This window comes from Caldivirga sp. UBA161 (assembly GCF_002506515.1).
In the GTDB taxonomy this organism is placed as follows: domain Archaea; phylum Thermoproteota; class Thermoprotei; order Thermoproteales; family Thermocladiaceae; genus Caldivirga.
Genome location: NZ_DAXS01000047.1, coordinates 1 through 15662 on the forward strand (window position 1 = coordinate 1; position 15662 = coordinate 15662).

Here is a 15662-nt window from a genome sequence, read left to right on the forward strand (position 1 = left end):
AGAGTTCCAAGGGGTATTCCTGGATAGTGCGAAGAAGCAAGAGTATCATTTTTAAGGTATTACATTGCTAACTCTCCTGAGGAAACCTCCAACGGTAAACCTCTTGGTTCCTTTATGAAGAGTGCCGTGAATATAACACCCACTATCGCCATAGTAACCAGGACGAGCAATAGGTTCGACATGACTAAGTACTTAGTCGTCATACTCACTCCGCTGCTTGTTATTGGGAAGTGTATTGGTATTAATGATGCTGCTAACACAGTAATGATCCATATTTCGTTTACGTAAGCAGTTAATGAACTCTAGGTTAATAAATCTATTAATTTACTCAGATTATGAGTTAAATTACTGAGCCTTTAAGGCATCATCAATTCTCTTCAAATCATCTTGACTCAGCTTCACGTTTAAGGCGCCTAGATTATCCTCAAGCTGCTCCATTTTACTAACACCTATGATGGGTATTATATTAACCCCAAACCTCTCCTGCATACTGATTAACCAGGCTAATGAGACTTGACTTAATGTAGCCCCCTTAGCCTTAGCTATTTCATTAAGCTCCAGGAGAACCTTAAGGTTCCTATCATTGAAGTAACCCTGTAATCCACTTGATATTAATGCCCTTGAATCACCGGGTGTGGTCCACCTCTTAGCATTGAAGTCAACGTATTTTCCCGTTAATACTCCCTGGGCCAGGGGTGAGTAGGCTAGTATTGCCATGCCGTACCTCTTGGCCACAGGAATCTTATCCCTCTCAATATCCCTAACTAGAATATTGTAAATCTCCTGCATTGTTGTGAAGGGTTCTAGGTTTCTTCTTTCGGCTATTTCCATGAATTCAACTATGTCGTGTGCTGGGTGATTGCTTTCACCAATGTAATTCACTAAACCATCCTCAACAAGGTAATTAAGAGTCCTAAGAGTCTCAATCTTAGGGGTATCTGGGTCTGGCCAATGAATCTGATATAGGTCAATGTAGCTTGTCCCCAACCTCTTTAATGATTCCTTAATCTGCCACCTAATGTGCTTCCTAGATAAGCCCTCACCATTAGGCCAAGGAGCCATCTGCCCCCTAACCTTAGTGGCTAATACAATGGACTCCCTATCCACAGTCTTAAGGAATTCACCAACAACACGCTCAGAATTACCCACGTGATTAAGGTCGACGGGAGCCATGGCCCCATGATACCTATTAGCAGTATCAATACAATTAACACCCTCATCATAAGCCCTCCTCATAATCTTAATAGCTGCCTCCACATCAACCTTATATACACCGTATTCATCCTTTTCATTAAGCCTAGGCAGGTACCAAGTGCCTAAGCATAACTGTGAAACCTTAACCCCAGACCAACCAAGCTTAACATACTGCATAGGTGAGCTGCCGGGTATTAGTTTTTAAAACATTTCACGTCCAGTGGCGTTCACTTTAGTGTTTATAGGGCAGTAATGCTTAAAAATAGTTAACTGAGTTACGCTTAATGAGGAAGGATCAGCTCCAATGGGTATAAGTAGGCCCGCCTTGGGCCTATATTTAACCGCAACGTATCCGAGTACTAGGCGCTTCCTAGAGGTCCTTGATAAGGTGAGGGATGCTGAGGTGGATTTCCTGGAGGTTGGTATACCTACACGTAATCCTAAGTATGATGGCCCTGTCATAAGGATGGCTCACAGGGGTGCTGAGTTAATGGGCCTTGATGCGGTTAAGGCTGTTGATGATTACAGTAAGTATAGTAGGGTTCCTGTCTTAATGGGTTATGTAAGCGACTACTTGAATTCACTCAATGATGTTGCTAAGGTAGCTAAGGATGTTGGAGCCGCCACGGTATTGTTCCCCGACCTAATATTCGATTACCCTGAGTTAATAGGTAAGTACGTTGAGGTTATGAGGAGTAATGGGTTGGCCCTAAGCTTCTTCATATCAAGTAAAACACCCTACAGGTTGATTAGGAGTTTAAGTGAATTGAAGCCGCTATTCATATACCTAGGCCTATATGCTGCAACGGGCATTAAGTTGCCTATTTACATTGAGCAGAATGTGGCGACCATTAGGGGTATTGTGGGTGACTCATTCCTAGTGGTGGGTTTCGCAATTAATAGCCCCGACATGGTTAGGTCACTGATTAAGGCTGGGGCTGATGGGGTTGTTGTTGGTTCAGCCTTCATTCAAAGGATAAGCGACCTTAATGATGCATTAAGTTTCCTTAAGTGGCTTAGGGGTGGTTTACATGAGTAATGTCCCAACACATTGGTATAATATAGCAGTTGACTTACCTAAACCACTCCCACCACCCATGGATCCATACGATGGGGAGTCTAGGATAGGTTTACTTAATAGGATAATGCCCAGTGAACTCCTGCACCAGGAATTCACATCATTAATGTATGTTCCAATTCCTGATGAAGTTAGGGAAATATATGTGAGGCTCGGTAGGCCTACGCCATTGAGGAGGGCTAGGGGGTTGGAGAGGCTTATAGGTAATGGTGTTAAGGTTTACTATAAGTTTGAGGGTGCGTTACCGGGTGGATCACATAAACTCAACACTGCCGTACCGCAGGTTTACTATGCGTTTAAGGATGGAGCTAAGGAGGTTGCCACTGAGACTGGGGCTGGTCAATGGGGCTTGGCGGTCTCCATTGCAGCTGCCTTAATTGGGATTAGGGCTGTGGTCTTCATGACTAAGAGCTCATACTTGAGTAAGAGGCAGAGGGTAATGTTCATGAGGACCTATGGTGCCACAGTTTACCCAAGCCCCAGTGAGGTTACGAAGTATGGGGTTGAGGCCATTAAGGCTAATCCAAATCACCCAGGTAGCCTAGGCTTAGCCATAAGTGAGGCAATAGACTACGTGCTTCAGGGTGAAGGAAGGAAGTATATTCCAGGTAGTGTGCTTGAATTCGTCCTAATGCATCAGACTGTTATTGGGCAGGAGGCAATCAGCCAAATACCTGAGGAGCCTGACCTAGTAGTTGGCTGTGTTGGTGGTGGAAGTAACTTCGCTGGCTTAACTTACCCATTCATAGGGGCTAAACTGAGGGGTGAGGGTTTTGAGGGGACTAGGTTCCTTGCTGTTGAATCCAAGGCCGCACCCAAGTTGACTCAAGGCAGATACGAGTATGATTTCCCAGACTCAGGGGGTTTACTACCCATGATTAGGATGCTAACTCTTGGCCATGATTACGTACCGCCACCAAGCCATGCAGCTGGGTTAAGGTACCATGGAGCTGCACCAAGCCTATCACTACTTGTTAAGGAGGGTATTGTTGAAACAAGAGCCTACACCCAGGAGGAGGCCCTTGAGGCTGGGGTTTTATTTGCACGGAGTGAAGGCATTATACCTGCCCCTGAGTCGTCGCATGCAATAAGGGCTGTTATTGATGAGGCTAAGAAAATGCCTAAGGGTAGTGTAATATTGTTCAACCTATCTGGGCATGGGTTACTTGACCCCGACGCCTACGAGAGGGTGAATGCACCATGAGGCCGCTCCTAGAGAAGATAGCTGGGAAACTTGAGTTAAGCCTTGAGGAGGCCTATAACGCTGCCTTAGCCATATTAAGGATGGAGGTTAGTGAAGCTGAGGCGGCTGCATTACTCATGGGACTTAGGGTGAGGGGGGAGGGTGCCTTTGAGGTTGCAGGGTTCGCTAAGGCGCTTAGGGAAACATGCCTAAGAATACCAGTCAATGACCCATACATAATAGACACAGCCGGCACTGGGGGTGATGGGTTAAGGACCATGAATGTGTCCACCATTTCAGCATTACTGGCAGCCTACATGGGGGTTAAGGTACTTAAGCATGGGAACAGGAGCGTCTCATCATCATCAGGTAGCGCAGACTTCCTAGAGGCCCTTGGCTTCAACATAAGTGTGAAGCCTGAAACAGCAGTATTCATGTTGAACAACTACAGGTTCTCTTTCGCCTTCGCACCCATGTACCATCCAGCCATGAGGAATATTATGCCTGTTCGGAAGAAGCTCGGCATAAGGACAATATTTAACCTAGTGGGTCCATTGGCTAATCCAGGCCTTGTGAGGAGGCAGGTGCTTGGTGTGGCTGAGGTAAGTATGATGGGGGTTATGGCTAATGCAGCTGGTTTAATAGGGTATGATCACCTCGTGTTAGTCCATGGTGAGCCAGGTATTGATGAGGCTTCAGTATTTGGGAAGACGATAATATATGAGGTTAAGGGCAGTTCAGTGGATAAGTATGTTATTGAGCCCTCTGAAATGGGCCTACGTAAACATGAGTTAAGGGATGTGGTGGTATCCAACCCCATGGAGAGCATTGAGAAGGCTAAGAGGGGTTTAATGGGGATTGATGAGGCTGCCTTAGACTTCATAGCCGCCAACACAGCCATGGCTCTTTACGTTGCAGGTAAGGTTAAGGATCCAAGGGATGGTGTTGAGGCGGTTAAGCAGGTTGCCGGTAATTCAAGTGAATTTTGGAGTTACGTCAACAATGTTGCAGCAGTGAGTAGGCGTGGCTCTACTTAAGGTCTGTGGATTAACAAGGAGGATTGATGCAGAGTTCATTGATAAGTACGCTGATTACGCAGGCTTCATAATCCACTCCAACGTTAAGACCCCAAGGCTACTGAACCCTAATGATGCTGCAGGCATAGCCTCAACACTCTCCAGGGCTAAGCCAGTGGCAGTGGTTAGGGGATTGGGATTAAGGGATGCAGTGGAGTTGGCTGTTAGGTTAGGTTTCCCGATCCTGCAGTACCATGGTGTAGTTAACATTGATGAATACCTAAATAGGCAAGGTAACATTAACCTTGCACCAGTCATTGAGTATACTGATGATTACGCAACGATGAGGGCAATTGAAGGATACTTAACCATGAGGGGGGCGGAGTATATTCTAATTGATGCTCCTAAGGTTGGCCATAGGTCGTTTGAATACGGCTTAAAAATACCACTAAGCATTATTAATCGCGTTGCCGGTTTAAGTAAAGTTGGTATTGCTGGAGGTATTGGGCCAAGTAACATTAAGTTCATCATTAAGTATAACCCATATCTAATCGATGTAAACTCAGGGGTTGAATCAAGCCCTGGTATTAAGGATCAGGGGTTGCTTATGGAGGTTATTAAGGTGATTAAAGGTGAAGGTACCCCTTGAGGAATTACCTAAGCCTAGGGAACTCGTTAGAATGCTTATTGAGAGTGGTGAGGACCATGTTACACTACTTGAGAGTGGGCCAGGCTTCCCTGAGCGGGCTAGGTTTACCATAGTGGCCTGGGGGGTTAAGGACCTTGTGGCCATTAATGGCGAACTATATGATGAACTTAAGGCCCTCTACAAGAGGCTCGGTAGGTTTGAGGATGGTAATGTAGCAGTGGGTTACTTATCCTACGAAGCCATTGCCTCAATAGAACCACACTTGGCTAGCCTAATTAAGGCTAGTGGTTGGCCTCAAGCCGAATTCATGCTGCCCAGTAACGTAGTCATTTACGATTACTTCCTAGGGAGGGCTTACGTTAAGGGTGAGTTACCTAGGGGTAGGCCTGGTGATGAGGGTGAATTTAAGGTTACTGGCTTAGTGAACGCCACAGATCCTGTCGAGTATATGAGGTGGGTTTCAGAGGCCATTGAGGATATTAAGAATGGGGAGGTTTTCCAAGTGGTTTTATCGAGGTATGAGGAGTATGGGTTCACCGGGGACTTAATGGCATTCTACGGGAGGTTGGCTGACCTTAACCCATCACCGTACATGTACTTCATGAGGATGGGTAATAGGCACATAATAGGCACAAGCCCTGAATTACTGGTTAAGGTTGATGGACTCAGGGTTGAAACCCATCCAATAGCTGGAACTAGGCCTAGGGGGAGGGATTCATGGGATGACATTAGGCTTGAGGAAGAGTTACTATCGAGCATTAAGGATAGGGCTGAGCACATAATGCTCGTTGACTTAGCGAGGAATGATATAGGTAAGGTCTGCGTATACGGTAGTGTTAAGGTTAAGGAACTCTACGCCATTGAGAAGTACCAGAGTGTCCAACACCTAGTGTCTAGGGTTGAGGGGGTTTTGGATAAGGGGAATGATGTGGTTGACGCATTAGTGGCCACTTTCCCAGCGGGCACAGTTAGTGGTGCCCCTAAGCCGAGGGCGATGGAACTCATAGCCAAGTACGAGAACTCACCTAGGGGGCCCTACGCTGGGGCATTGGGGATAATGCATGGTAGTGGGGGTGAATTCGCAATAATAATAAGGAGCCTATTCACCACCGGTGGCGTGGCTAGGATTCAAGCTGGGGCTGGCATAGTGTATGATTCTAATCCTGAACTTGAATTAATGGAGACTGAACATAAGTTAGGTAGTTTAAAGAAGGCTATGGGGGAGGATCACCATGAGTGACTTAACAATTATAATAGATAATTACGATTCCTTCGTATACAACATAGCTCAATACGTTGGTGAATTGGGCAGTAGGCCGCTGGTTTTTAGGAATGATGAAGTTACAGTTAAGGTTATTGAGAGGATTAAGCCTGATAGAATAATAATATCACCAGGCCCAGGTAACCCAATGAATCCAAAGGACGTGGGGGTTTCAAGTGATGTGATTAGGCACTTCGCTGGTAAAGTACCAATACTTGGTGTGTGCCTAGGCCACCAGTTAATAGGCTATGTCTTCGGTTCAAAGATAAGGAGGGCCAGGGTTATTAAACATGGTAAAACCAGCATAATTAAGAGGGTGGCGCCTTCACCAATATACAGTGGCCTTCCTGATGAGTTTGAGGGTATGAGGTACCATAGCTTAGTGGTGGATAATCCACCCAATTCCCTAATCGTAACCGCAGTGTCTAAGGATGATGGGGAAATCATGAGTATTCAACACGCCGAGTATCAGGTGATTGGTGTTCAATTCCACCCTGAAAGCATTGGCACTCAGTTTGGTATTAGGATTATTAAGAACTTCCTTGACTTAATTTAAGCATCGTAAATTAGGCTACTGCCATTATTAATGAGTAAAGCATCCTCCACTGCACTGAAATACCGTACGCAACCCCCGCTAAAGCAGCCATTATTACCCAAACCTTAGCCTTGGGCTTAGCCCTACTCATGGCGAGGACAAGGACTAGGGGTACTAGGGCGGCAAACTGCATTGTGTAGTAGCTGTAGAGTGTGGTGTCCCCAAGTATGAAAATTAACCAGTAACCTAACCAAATGGTTAGTAGCATAACTGGTATAGATAATTCATTTATTGTTAATCTGCTAAATAACCTACCCCTAATATGCGGCTCAATTAAGATTACTGAGTAAGCCACCGCAACCAGGTATGCGCCTGGAAGCCCCATAGCATACAAGGGGGGTGTTACATTATTAACGAAAGCGTCAACACCAATTAGCCAGTCAAATGGATTAGAGGCCACTGGGCCAGGGGGCCTTGGTTCAGTGAACCACTTTAGGTAGAAGAATACGTCTGATACGTAATTGTGAATACCCCCCACTAGGTAGACTATTGGTAATTGAGGTATTAGGAACACTATGAAGGCTAGGGCAATGTAGATTAAGCCCCATATGCCATTCCTCCTATAAGTCTCCAAGTAAGCTCCAGCCAATACTGTGAAGACGCCTGGATACTTACTTGCCACAGCTAGGCCGCTGGCTATGGCTGAGGCAGTATACCTCCTCGTGAAGTACATGTAGGCTGTTAATAGTGTGAAGAAGCCCACGTAGACGTCTAGGAGCGCTATTATGCCCACATCCCTGAATGTTGCATCCATTAGTAGTGCCACTGAGGCTAGGGAGGCGTAGGCAATGTTATTACTTATCCTTAAGGCTATGTAGTATACTAGTATTAGCATTAGCGCTGAGAGTATCATTGAGGGAACCCTCCAGCTAATAGGCTTATCACCCAGCAATAGCATTGAGAGGACCATGAAGTACTTGCCAAACCACGGGTGCTCAATATTGAGGTAAGTTACTATGCTTTGCTTATCAGGATAATAGTAGCCAAATCTAACTATGCATGTTGAATTATCTAATATACCCCTTAATTGGCTGTAGGTCACATTATTGTACCACGCCATTAAATTATCCTTATAGTATATGGCTGGTACAGCATCAGTGATATTACATGGCGGTGAGGGGGCCACTGTGACACCATAATTGGCTAAGTACTTACCTAACCCAACCTCATTTATGAAATTCCTAGCGGCTGAAACATACCAGATCTCATCGCTAGTGTAGGAGTTTAAGTGGGGTTGAATGGCAACTAGGTAAAGCGTGAAAACCACCAGCACTATGACTAGCGGTAACCACCTCTTCAATAAGCTTAATATAGCCATAACGTAGGCTTAAAGCCTAGGCTTAATAATTATTTTTCTAATGAATTAATGAAGCAGGTTTGAATGCTAGCTTAAAAACCCATACCCAATAGGAGCATATGAATGAGGCTAAGAGGATTCTTAGGTTCAAGCCCTGGATAACTGAGGAAGATGCGAAGGCCGTAGTGGATGCGTTAATGAGCGGTAACCTAGTTTCACCATACGGTAAGTATGGTAAGCTGCTTGAGGATGAATTAGCCAAGTACCTCAACACTAAGCATGCATTAGCAGTCTCAAGTGGAACAACAGCACTTCACCTAGCCCTAAGGGCGATTAACGTTGGGCCTGGTGATGAGGTTATTGTACCAGCTTTCACTTTCCTAGCCACTGCTTCAGCTGTACTGCATTCAAATGCTGTACCAGTATTTGCTGATATTTCCCTTGAAACCCTTGGCCTTGATGCAGGTAGTGTTGAGTCTAAGATTAGTGATAGGACTAAGGCAATAATAGTCGTCCACATGGCTGGTATGCCTGCTGAAATGGGTGACTTAATTAAGGTTGCTAAGGAGCATAACCTATACTTAATTGAGGATACTGCCCAAGCCCTAGGTGCAGTTTATAGGGGTGTTAAGGCTGGTGCCTTAGGTGACTTGGGTACATTCAGCTTCTACCCAACTAAGACAATAACCAGTAGTGAGGGGGGTGCAGTATCCACTAATTCCATTGAATTGGCTAATAGGGTTAGGTTGCTTAGGAGTCATGGTGAAACCAGCAAGTACTATTATGAGGAGTTGGGCTACAACTTCAGGATGGGTGAACTGCAGGCTGCCTTAGCTTACTCCCAACTCCTTAGGGTGGAGGAGATTATTAGGAGGAAGGAGGCCTTCGCCAAGGCTTTAACTGAGGAGTTAAGTGGGTTGGATAATGATTTACTAATCCTACCTAAGCCAAAACCCTACGTTAGGCATGCCTGGCACATTTACCAAATGCTACTAACCAATGGGGTTAAGGCACCTAGGGATAAGGTTGTTGATGAACTTAAGGCCAGGGGTATTGAGGCAGTGACTGTAGCCTACCCAATACCACTTTACAGGACTCCATTATTCATTAATAGGATTGGGTATGGTAAGGGTTGCCCATGGTCATGCCCATTCTACGGTAGGGAGGTTAAGTATGAGCCACTACCCAACACTGAGGAAGCTACTAGGAGAATACTAGGTATACTAGTGTCACCACACTTCACTGAGTATGATGCAGTATATGCAGCTAAGGTAATTAAGGAGGTGTTAACTCAATTAAGGGCCTAGGAATTAATGCCTATGCAATGAGGGCATGCCTCAGCTTTAGCACAACCTATTTACTCTTACCACTCATGATGGGTAATGGTTTAGTAATGAGTAATGGTTTTTAAGTTAAGGATCCTCAGTTAGCTTGATTAATGTGCTTAACCTGGGCTTGGAGTTCCTGGTTGATGAAGTCATACCGTTGATTAAGGCTGAGGTGGCTAGGGAGCTTGCTGAAAGGGGTTACTCTCAATCTAGGATAGCTAAGATACTTGGTGTTACTCAACCAATGGTTAATAGGCTAATGAACCAGTATGAGTATTACGTTGAGAAGGCTAGGAAACTGAACCTATGGGACATGGTGGTTAATGTTAGTAGGGCTGTGGTTGAAATGATTACTAATGACCGCTATGATGATGCATCAAAGTACATTATGAACACTCTACTAATGGACTTAGCCGGCCTAAGGCTCTGTAATGCGCATAGGATGGTTAAAGTAGACATACCAGCCAACTGCAATGTATGCTCAATACTAGTAATGCATAGGGATGCCGTAATCATGAATGTTGAGGAGGCCATTAAGATCCTTGAAGCTAACCCTGAGGTTTCACTACTGGTGCCGGGTGTCTTAATGAATATAGCTGAGGCAATACCCAACCCAAGGGATTCAAGTGATGTGGCTGCTGTACCAGGTAGGATTGATAAGGTTAATGGGAGGGTGAAGGCATGGAATCCACCAACCTATGGGGCCAGTGGGCATTTGGCAATGATACTCATAGGCATTTCACGCAATGACCCATCTACAAGGGCTGTGGCGTCGGTTAGGTGGGGGAGCGATGTGGAGGAGGCCATTAAGGCCCTTGGGTGGAGTATGGTAAAGACTAGTGGTTCAATGAAGCCCAGTGAGGAGGAGGTGATTAGTAGGGTTGTTTCAGCCTACGTGGCCAGTAAGCCTAAGGTTGTCGCTGACACTGGGGGTTATGGTGTTGAACCAATAACCTACGTATTCGGCAGTAATGCAGTTGAGGTTGCACTTAGCATTGTTTCACTGGCCAAGGAGGCGGCTAAACTAGCTAAGAAGTGATTAATTTAAATTCAAGGCCCCTTGGGTTTAAGTACTGAGTTTTAATATGGGGCCGTCACTGTTTTAGTAAACATGAATTTCACGCCCTCAGCCTTAAGTCCATTGAGGACTTGCCTCAATACATCCTTATTCATAATGTAGGCCTCCTCAATTGGGAGTAGGCCATTACCCTTAACCACACCCCTAGCCACTAAGTCAGATACTATGGCTGCCGTGAAGCCAGTTAACCTAGCCATTGACGTGAAGCCGCCGCTGGCGTAATCAATGCCCTCGAAGGCAACTCTGGCTGGTTCACCATTAATAGTACCCTTCGCCTCAACCACGGTTAATGAGAAGTCCTCAACACCCTGCTTAAGAATACTGCCCAATGACTTGACTAGTGACTCATTATTTAGTAGGCTAATGTCCTTAAGAATCCTCATAACCTCCAAGTGCCTACTCCACCTAATGGTCCTCTCATACATCATCTTAATACCCTTGAAATGCTTGGGTATGGTGGCTATTAGTGTTGATAAGCCGTCAGTGTAGAATTCCGAGAATTCACCATCAATTAGCCAAGTCCTGAATGGGTAAATAAGCGATAATGGGTCAACCTCCTTAAACTCACCATTAATCATAATTGTGGCTGGCCTTACATACTCATCAATAGTACTCTCAATGGAGAATAGTAACTCATAGTAAAGCGGCGGCCTTGGATTCACTGGATTACCGCCAACGTGAATCCCCAACTCCTCAACAGTATCCAACTCTGAGGCCGCTGCAATGGCTAATAGGTTTGTTAAGCCTGGAGCCCAACCACAGGCTGGTATCACCAGTGGCCCATTATTAATCCTCTCAGCAATTCCACTATCATATTTCCATAGGAATATTAAATCAATGACCTTAGCCCCATAATCATGAAGCTTTAAAACCAGTGAATCAGCAATGGACTGCGGTACAGCTGTTAATACCACATCGGAATTACTGGCAATCCTCCTGGCGGCATCATCATTCATTACATCAGCCTTAACTGCATTAGCCCCTAGGCTTAATGCACTGTTAACGGCCTCACTTGACTTATCATAACCCCACACCTCATGGTTAGTGTGCTTAATTAAGTAATATAAGGCCGCCCTACCCATTGGACCCAAACCCACTACTGCAACCACACCCATAATTCCGTTTACCCCCTACGCTTTTATTTCATTTATGATTGAGCGTATGGGCTTAGCCCTCAGCCACCGGCTTAATGGCGAGCGGGTCATGGGGCTCCTTCAACTCCAACGGCACAGCCCACGTTGGTGCGAGGAGGCATCCTTTATCAGTAAAAATTACTATAATCAACTATAAAAAAGACTCATATTAAAACAAAAAGGATCCAGCCCATTAGCATTAACTTAATAAGCCTATAATGCATTCACTCAACTTAAGTAGAATGTATTTACACGGTTTTGGCTCAATACGTGAAAGATCTTACCCTCAATTGTGCTTTACTAATATTAATCATGAGGCAAGCCTATCTTGAGGAGTAAGGCACTCACCCTTATTCTGGCATTAATTATATTAAGGTTTATTAACCCTATGTGGATTAAACCAGTATGAGGAGGGGATTATTAGTAGCAGGTATTGCACTTATTGTGGTGGCATTAGTATTCTTCATAGTTGGTGCTTACATTATTGGTAAAACCTTTAAACCATTAACCACAACAGCAGCATTAAATCCTGGTGAGAATATAACAATTGGCGTTGCATCACCGGGAAAGGCATTAACAATATACTACTCAAGCTCAATAAATAAGCCACTGAGGATATATAGTAACGAGTCTGGCTTCATGATTACTACGTATAGGGATGGTTACTATGTTGTAGTCTTCACAATGCTTAACGGAACCAGTGTGCTATACTTGATCAATAATTACTCAGTACCCATAACAATTAAATACAGTACAGCTAACTTAGTGATAATATCATCAATAGCAGGTGGCGTATTGATTCTATTAAGTATAGTGGTAGGCGTAGTTGGTGTAATACTTATAATACTAGGATTAGTATTAAAATCAAGTAGGTAAACCATTAATTACATAGCCATTAAAATGCATTAAATTAATAATCCACACAATAGCACCATTACGTTAAGTGAAGGTAAGCAGAATTATGAATTAGATCCGCAATATGATACTCATTAAATTCATTAACGCAATAAAAGATTGAGAAACAAGGCGCGATAACCAACACGGTGGATATGGGAGTATTTCAAAAATTACCGCACCTTTTATTTGAGTTTATTGGGTGTTACAGCCCCTTTACGATTTCTAATTTTAGAAAGTTACCCTCCTTATCCCTTTCAATGATTTTCAACCCCTATTATTTAACTTGGAAGGCGTATTTTAGGGTTAGGAACCAGTCGTAGTCATTAAGTAGGACCTCCACAGCCTCCCCGCATTCCTTAATTTTCTAATGGCGTCAAATACTAGGTTTAGCGGGCTTCTGGATCCTCCACAGGATTCTATTTTATCCATTTTAACCCTGCTTATTACTTTCATGGTTTGTTACCTTTCTTAACCGGAGCACCCACTAGGTTACCCCACTTGGCCCATGACCCATCATAAACCCTCACAGCTGGGTAACCCAGCAAGTACTTCAGGGCGAGCCACGTGTGTATGCCCTCTTCCCTATCCTACAGTAGGTTATGACTTCCTTATCTGGTGTTATTCCGGTATTCTGTACTAGCCTTCTTAATTCTTCAATTGGCTTAAACTCACCGGTTAACTTAAGGCTGTAAGGAATTTAAGCCATAAGTCCTAGAGGAAAATAATTCTTAGCCCACGCGAGTGGATAAGGGAGGCCCATGCTTAAAGCATGGTAATAAATCAACACCACATCTTTATTCATATTTATTATTCACATGCATTAAGTAAGCTGCTTAATTTTAGCTCAATAATTAATCCATAGGTAATGTACAATAATCCTTAACTTAATAATTATATACCTCTTCATCCAATGAGTTTCTCTACCATTAGTAATCTCCATCTAAGCAGTAGCGGAGGTTGCCAGGTTAGAGGTTTATCTGTATCCTCTCTTTACCAGATTCTAGTAACCATATCCCTAACCTATTAGCCTCTTCGATTACCCCTGGCATTGCCCTTAGGCAGTAGATTACTTTACCGGGAAACTTATCGGGCATTACTTTAATAACTTCATCAATCCTATTATTAATTCTCTAACCCACGCTTACTACTTTTAAAATTAGTTACTGACTACAATATAATCCAATGATTCCAATACAATCCTCATTTACGATCTTGGACAGATTGTAAAGCCTGTAATTCACCATACTGTATATGGCTATGTAAAGTTATATTTAAGGACCCTACAACCTATATGAACTGGGATTTTTCTATTTCTGATGCGGGGGGTGGGATTTGAACCCACGCAGGCCTACGCCAACGGNNCCGCCCCCTTTGACCATGCTCGGGCACCCCCGCTGGCTGGGCTTAGTTTAATAAGGCTTATAAGGCTTACCTATTCTCTTAATTAACCCTCAGTGGTGGGTATTGGTTTATGTTTAAGCCCGAATTCTCAAGTAGTTTAATAACGTCCTTAATTGTACCTGCCTCCTCAGCTAACCTAAGTATTAGAGGTATGTTGACTTGATTTAAATTGAATCTATTAACCAATCCCCAGTATTCTCTATTGTTTAGTGGTAGTGAGGCTATGAAGTCCTCAAGACTAATGTGGGGTAGGCCACCAACGTATATGGCCCTATGGGAAAAGCCTACTGCCCCAACCTTAAACACCATTAATTCCTTCGGCACTGCATCAATATCCCTAAAGTGTACCGCAATATCATCAATGTTGCCGATGCCAACTATCCTCCTAAGCATTGATAATGGCCCGCATGCCACCTCAATCCTATTCCTCAACTCCCAGTATGCGTCCTCACAATTCAGTTTAATCACCGGTTAAGGAGCCATCTTGTAGCCGAACCTCCTAACCAACTCCTTACGCTCCCTAGCATCCTCAGGCTTCTCAACGCCTAGGGGTGAGTAGCCATCAACTACACCAATTACACCCCTGCGTTCTGGAGCCACTTCAGCAACAATTATGGAGAGCGGGTTACCTGTAGCAGCCAGTATCCTGGTGACTTCTTTAACGTTCTTTATGGCATTAAGCACGTTGATTGGGTAGGCGTTCCTAATGAATATTACGAAAACATGGCCAGCAGCTATCCTGGAGCATAGGTCAATGGCTGCATTCCTAAGCTCCTCATCATTACCCTCATGCCTAATAAGCCTCTTACCACTGGCCTCACAGAAGGCTAACCCAAACTTAATGCCTGGAACAGAGGATACTAAGGCCTCATATAAGTCCTCAACAGTCATTATGAAGTGGGAGTACCCTATTATTATGTTTGAGTCAGGCGGATACTTAACATCAACTATATCAAACTTAATACTCATAAAACGCACTAAATTAAGGGAAATTTAAACATTAACCACTCAGGAACTAAAAAGCCCCCTCTTTTCCATATTATTTTACTTTTATTTATATTACCTTGCTACTTTTGTATACTTCTTCATTTCAAAATCATTGTAGAGGAGCCCTTGAGCTAAGCTCAGGATTAAGGAGTATAGACTTCAATGCTGAGTTCTTTGGCTAGTTCCATGGCTTTTTCATCAATGTATGGTGTGATCATTATTAGCCTTGGTTTAACACTATTAACCTCCTCATATAGCTTACCAATCCTCCAGAATTCAAGCACATCACCCTTTGATATATTGGCCTTGATTTCAACTAGGATATGCTCATTATTCTTAATCACTAAATCCACTTCAACCATTGATGGCTTACCATAAACCTCACCACTAGCATCATTATAAGTCCACTTCCCAACACTAGCAACACCAAGCAACTCCTCCACAATACCCCTCATACCCTCCCTAAAAGCACCCTCAGCGAGAATGCCCCACCTAGCACCCAAGGCATCCAACTTCCTATTAAGCGCATTAAAGCCACTCCTCTGATCCTCCCTCAACGCCTTTA

At 44.0% G+C, this 15662-nt stretch carries 16 protein-coding genes, 1 tRNA gene and 1 pseudogene; 9 read left to right on the forward strand and 9 right to left on the reverse strand.

The genetic code is table 11. The features are described 5' to 3' along the window. Window positions 1-59: 59 nt before the first annotated feature. Window positions 60-260, reverse strand: a complete 201-nt coding sequence (locus BP896_RS05245) for a hypothetical protein (RefSeq protein WP_291766464.1) — start codon at window positions 258-260, stop codon at window positions 60-62. A gap of 85 nt (window positions 261-345) precedes the next feature. Continuing rightward, window positions 346-1371 (reverse strand): aldo/keto reductase, encoded by a 1026-nt coding sequence (locus BP896_RS05250; protein WP_291766466.1) that lies wholly within the window; start codon window positions 1369-1371, stop codon window positions 346-348. A 127-nt stretch (window positions 1372-1498) separates the two neighbouring features. On the opposite strand from BP896_RS05250, the gene trpA reads away from it, so the two are divergent. The 6 genes from trpA to BP896_RS05280 are packed head-to-tail and all read left to right on the forward strand — an operon-like array spanning window position 1499 to window position 6937. Continuing rightward, window positions 1499-2233 (forward strand): tryptophan synthase subunit alpha, encoded by a 735-nt coding sequence (gene trpA / locus BP896_RS05255; RefSeq protein WP_291766468.1) that lies wholly within the window; start codon window positions 1499-1501, stop codon window positions 2231-2233. Continuing rightward, window positions 2226-3476, forward strand: a complete 1251-nt coding sequence (locus BP896_RS05260) for a TrpB-like pyridoxal phosphate-dependent enzyme (RefSeq protein ID WP_291766470.1) — start codon at window positions 2226-2228, stop codon at window positions 3474-3476. Before trpA ends, BP896_RS05260 begins: the two co-directional genes overlap by 8 nt. Then, window positions 3473-4492, forward strand: a complete 1020-nt coding sequence (trpD, locus tag BP896_RS05265; protein ID WP_291766472.1) for an anthranilate phosphoribosyltransferase — start codon at window positions 3473-3475, stop codon at window positions 4490-4492. The genes BP896_RS05260 and trpD overlap by 4 nt, the downstream gene beginning before the upstream one ends. Continuing rightward, window positions 4479-5120 (forward strand): phosphoribosylanthranilate isomerase, encoded by a 642-nt coding sequence (locus BP896_RS05270; RefSeq protein ID WP_291766474.1) that lies wholly within the window; start codon window positions 4479-4481, stop codon window positions 5118-5120. Before trpD ends, BP896_RS05270 begins: the two co-directional genes overlap by 14 nt. Next, entirely contained in the window at window positions 5104-6360 is a 1257-nt protein-coding gene (locus BP896_RS05275; RefSeq protein WP_291766476.1) for an anthranilate synthase component I family protein, read from the forward strand. Before BP896_RS05270 ends, BP896_RS05275 begins: the two co-directional genes overlap by 17 nt. Continuing rightward, a complete protein-coding gene (locus BP896_RS05280) occupies window positions 6353-6937 on the forward strand; it encodes an anthranilate synthase component II (RefSeq protein WP_291766478.1) in 585 nt (194 codons plus the stop codon). Before BP896_RS05275 ends, BP896_RS05280 begins: the two co-directional genes overlap by 8 nt. A gap of 10 nt (window positions 6938-6947) precedes the next feature. Here the strand turns inward: BP896_RS05280 and BP896_RS05285 are convergent, their stop codons facing one another. Continuing rightward, complete coding sequence (locus tag BP896_RS05285) at window positions 6948-8294, reverse strand: phospholipid carrier-dependent glycosyltransferase (RefSeq protein WP_291766479.1); 1347 nt, start codon at window positions 8292-8294, stop codon at window positions 6948-6950. A 98-nt stretch (window positions 8295-8392) separates the two neighbouring features. Between BP896_RS05285 and BP896_RS05290 the strand changes: the two genes are divergently transcribed. Further along, complete coding sequence (locus BP896_RS05290) at window positions 8393-9580, forward strand: DegT/DnrJ/EryC1/StrS family aminotransferase (RefSeq protein ID WP_291766481.1); 1188 nt, start codon at window positions 8393-8395, stop codon at window positions 9578-9580. Window positions 9581-9713: 133 nt separating this feature from the next. Further along, entirely contained in the window at window positions 9714-10640 is a 927-nt protein-coding gene (locus BP896_RS05295; protein WP_291766493.1) for a thiamine-phosphate synthase family protein, read from the forward strand. 41 nt (window positions 10641-10681) lie between these two features. Here the strand turns inward: BP896_RS05295 and BP896_RS05300 are convergent, their stop codons facing one another. Continuing rightward, the gene (locus tag BP896_RS05300; protein WP_291766483.1) at window positions 10682-11794 is read right to left on the reverse strand and encodes a saccharopine dehydrogenase family protein; all 1113 of its coding nucleotides are present in this window, start codon (window positions 11792-11794) and stop codon (window positions 10682-10684) included. A 423-nt stretch (window positions 11795-12217) separates the two neighbouring features. Between BP896_RS05300 and BP896_RS05305 the strand changes: the two genes are divergently transcribed. Then, window positions 12218-12688: a hypothetical protein gene (locus tag BP896_RS05305; protein ID WP_291766485.1), complete on the forward strand. Its 471-nt coding sequence runs from the start codon at window positions 12218-12220 to the stop codon at window positions 12686-12688. A gap of 470 nt (window positions 12689-13158) precedes the next feature. On the opposite strand, the pseudogene BP896_RS09815 reads toward BP896_RS05305, so the two are convergent. The 5 genes and pseudogenes from BP896_RS09815 to BP896_RS05325 form a co-directional block, all read right to left on the reverse strand. Beyond that, a pseudogene (locus BP896_RS09815) lies at window positions 13159-13385 on the reverse strand (sulfurtransferase); the annotation flags it as partial. A gap of 641 nt (window positions 13386-14026) precedes the next feature. After that, window positions 14027-14104 (reverse strand) — tRNA-OTHER (locus tag BP896_RS05310). A 45-nt stretch (window positions 14105-14149) separates the two neighbouring features. Then, window positions 14150-14578 carry a hypothetical protein gene (locus BP896_RS05315; protein WP_291766487.1) on the reverse strand — a complete coding sequence of 143 codons (429 nt, stop codon included), beginning with the start codon at window positions 14576-14578 and terminating at the stop codon, window positions 14150-14152. 3 nt (window positions 14579-14581) lie between these two features. Continuing rightward, complete coding sequence (locus BP896_RS05320; RefSeq protein ID WP_291766489.1) at window positions 14582-15079, reverse strand: adenosine-specific kinase; 498 nt, start codon at window positions 15077-15079, stop codon at window positions 14582-14584. 161 nt (window positions 15080-15240) lie between these two features. After that, on the reverse strand, window positions 15241-15662 hold a 422-nt coding region (locus BP896_RS05325), incomplete at its 5' end, for a PD-(D/E)XK nuclease family protein (protein ID WP_291766491.1).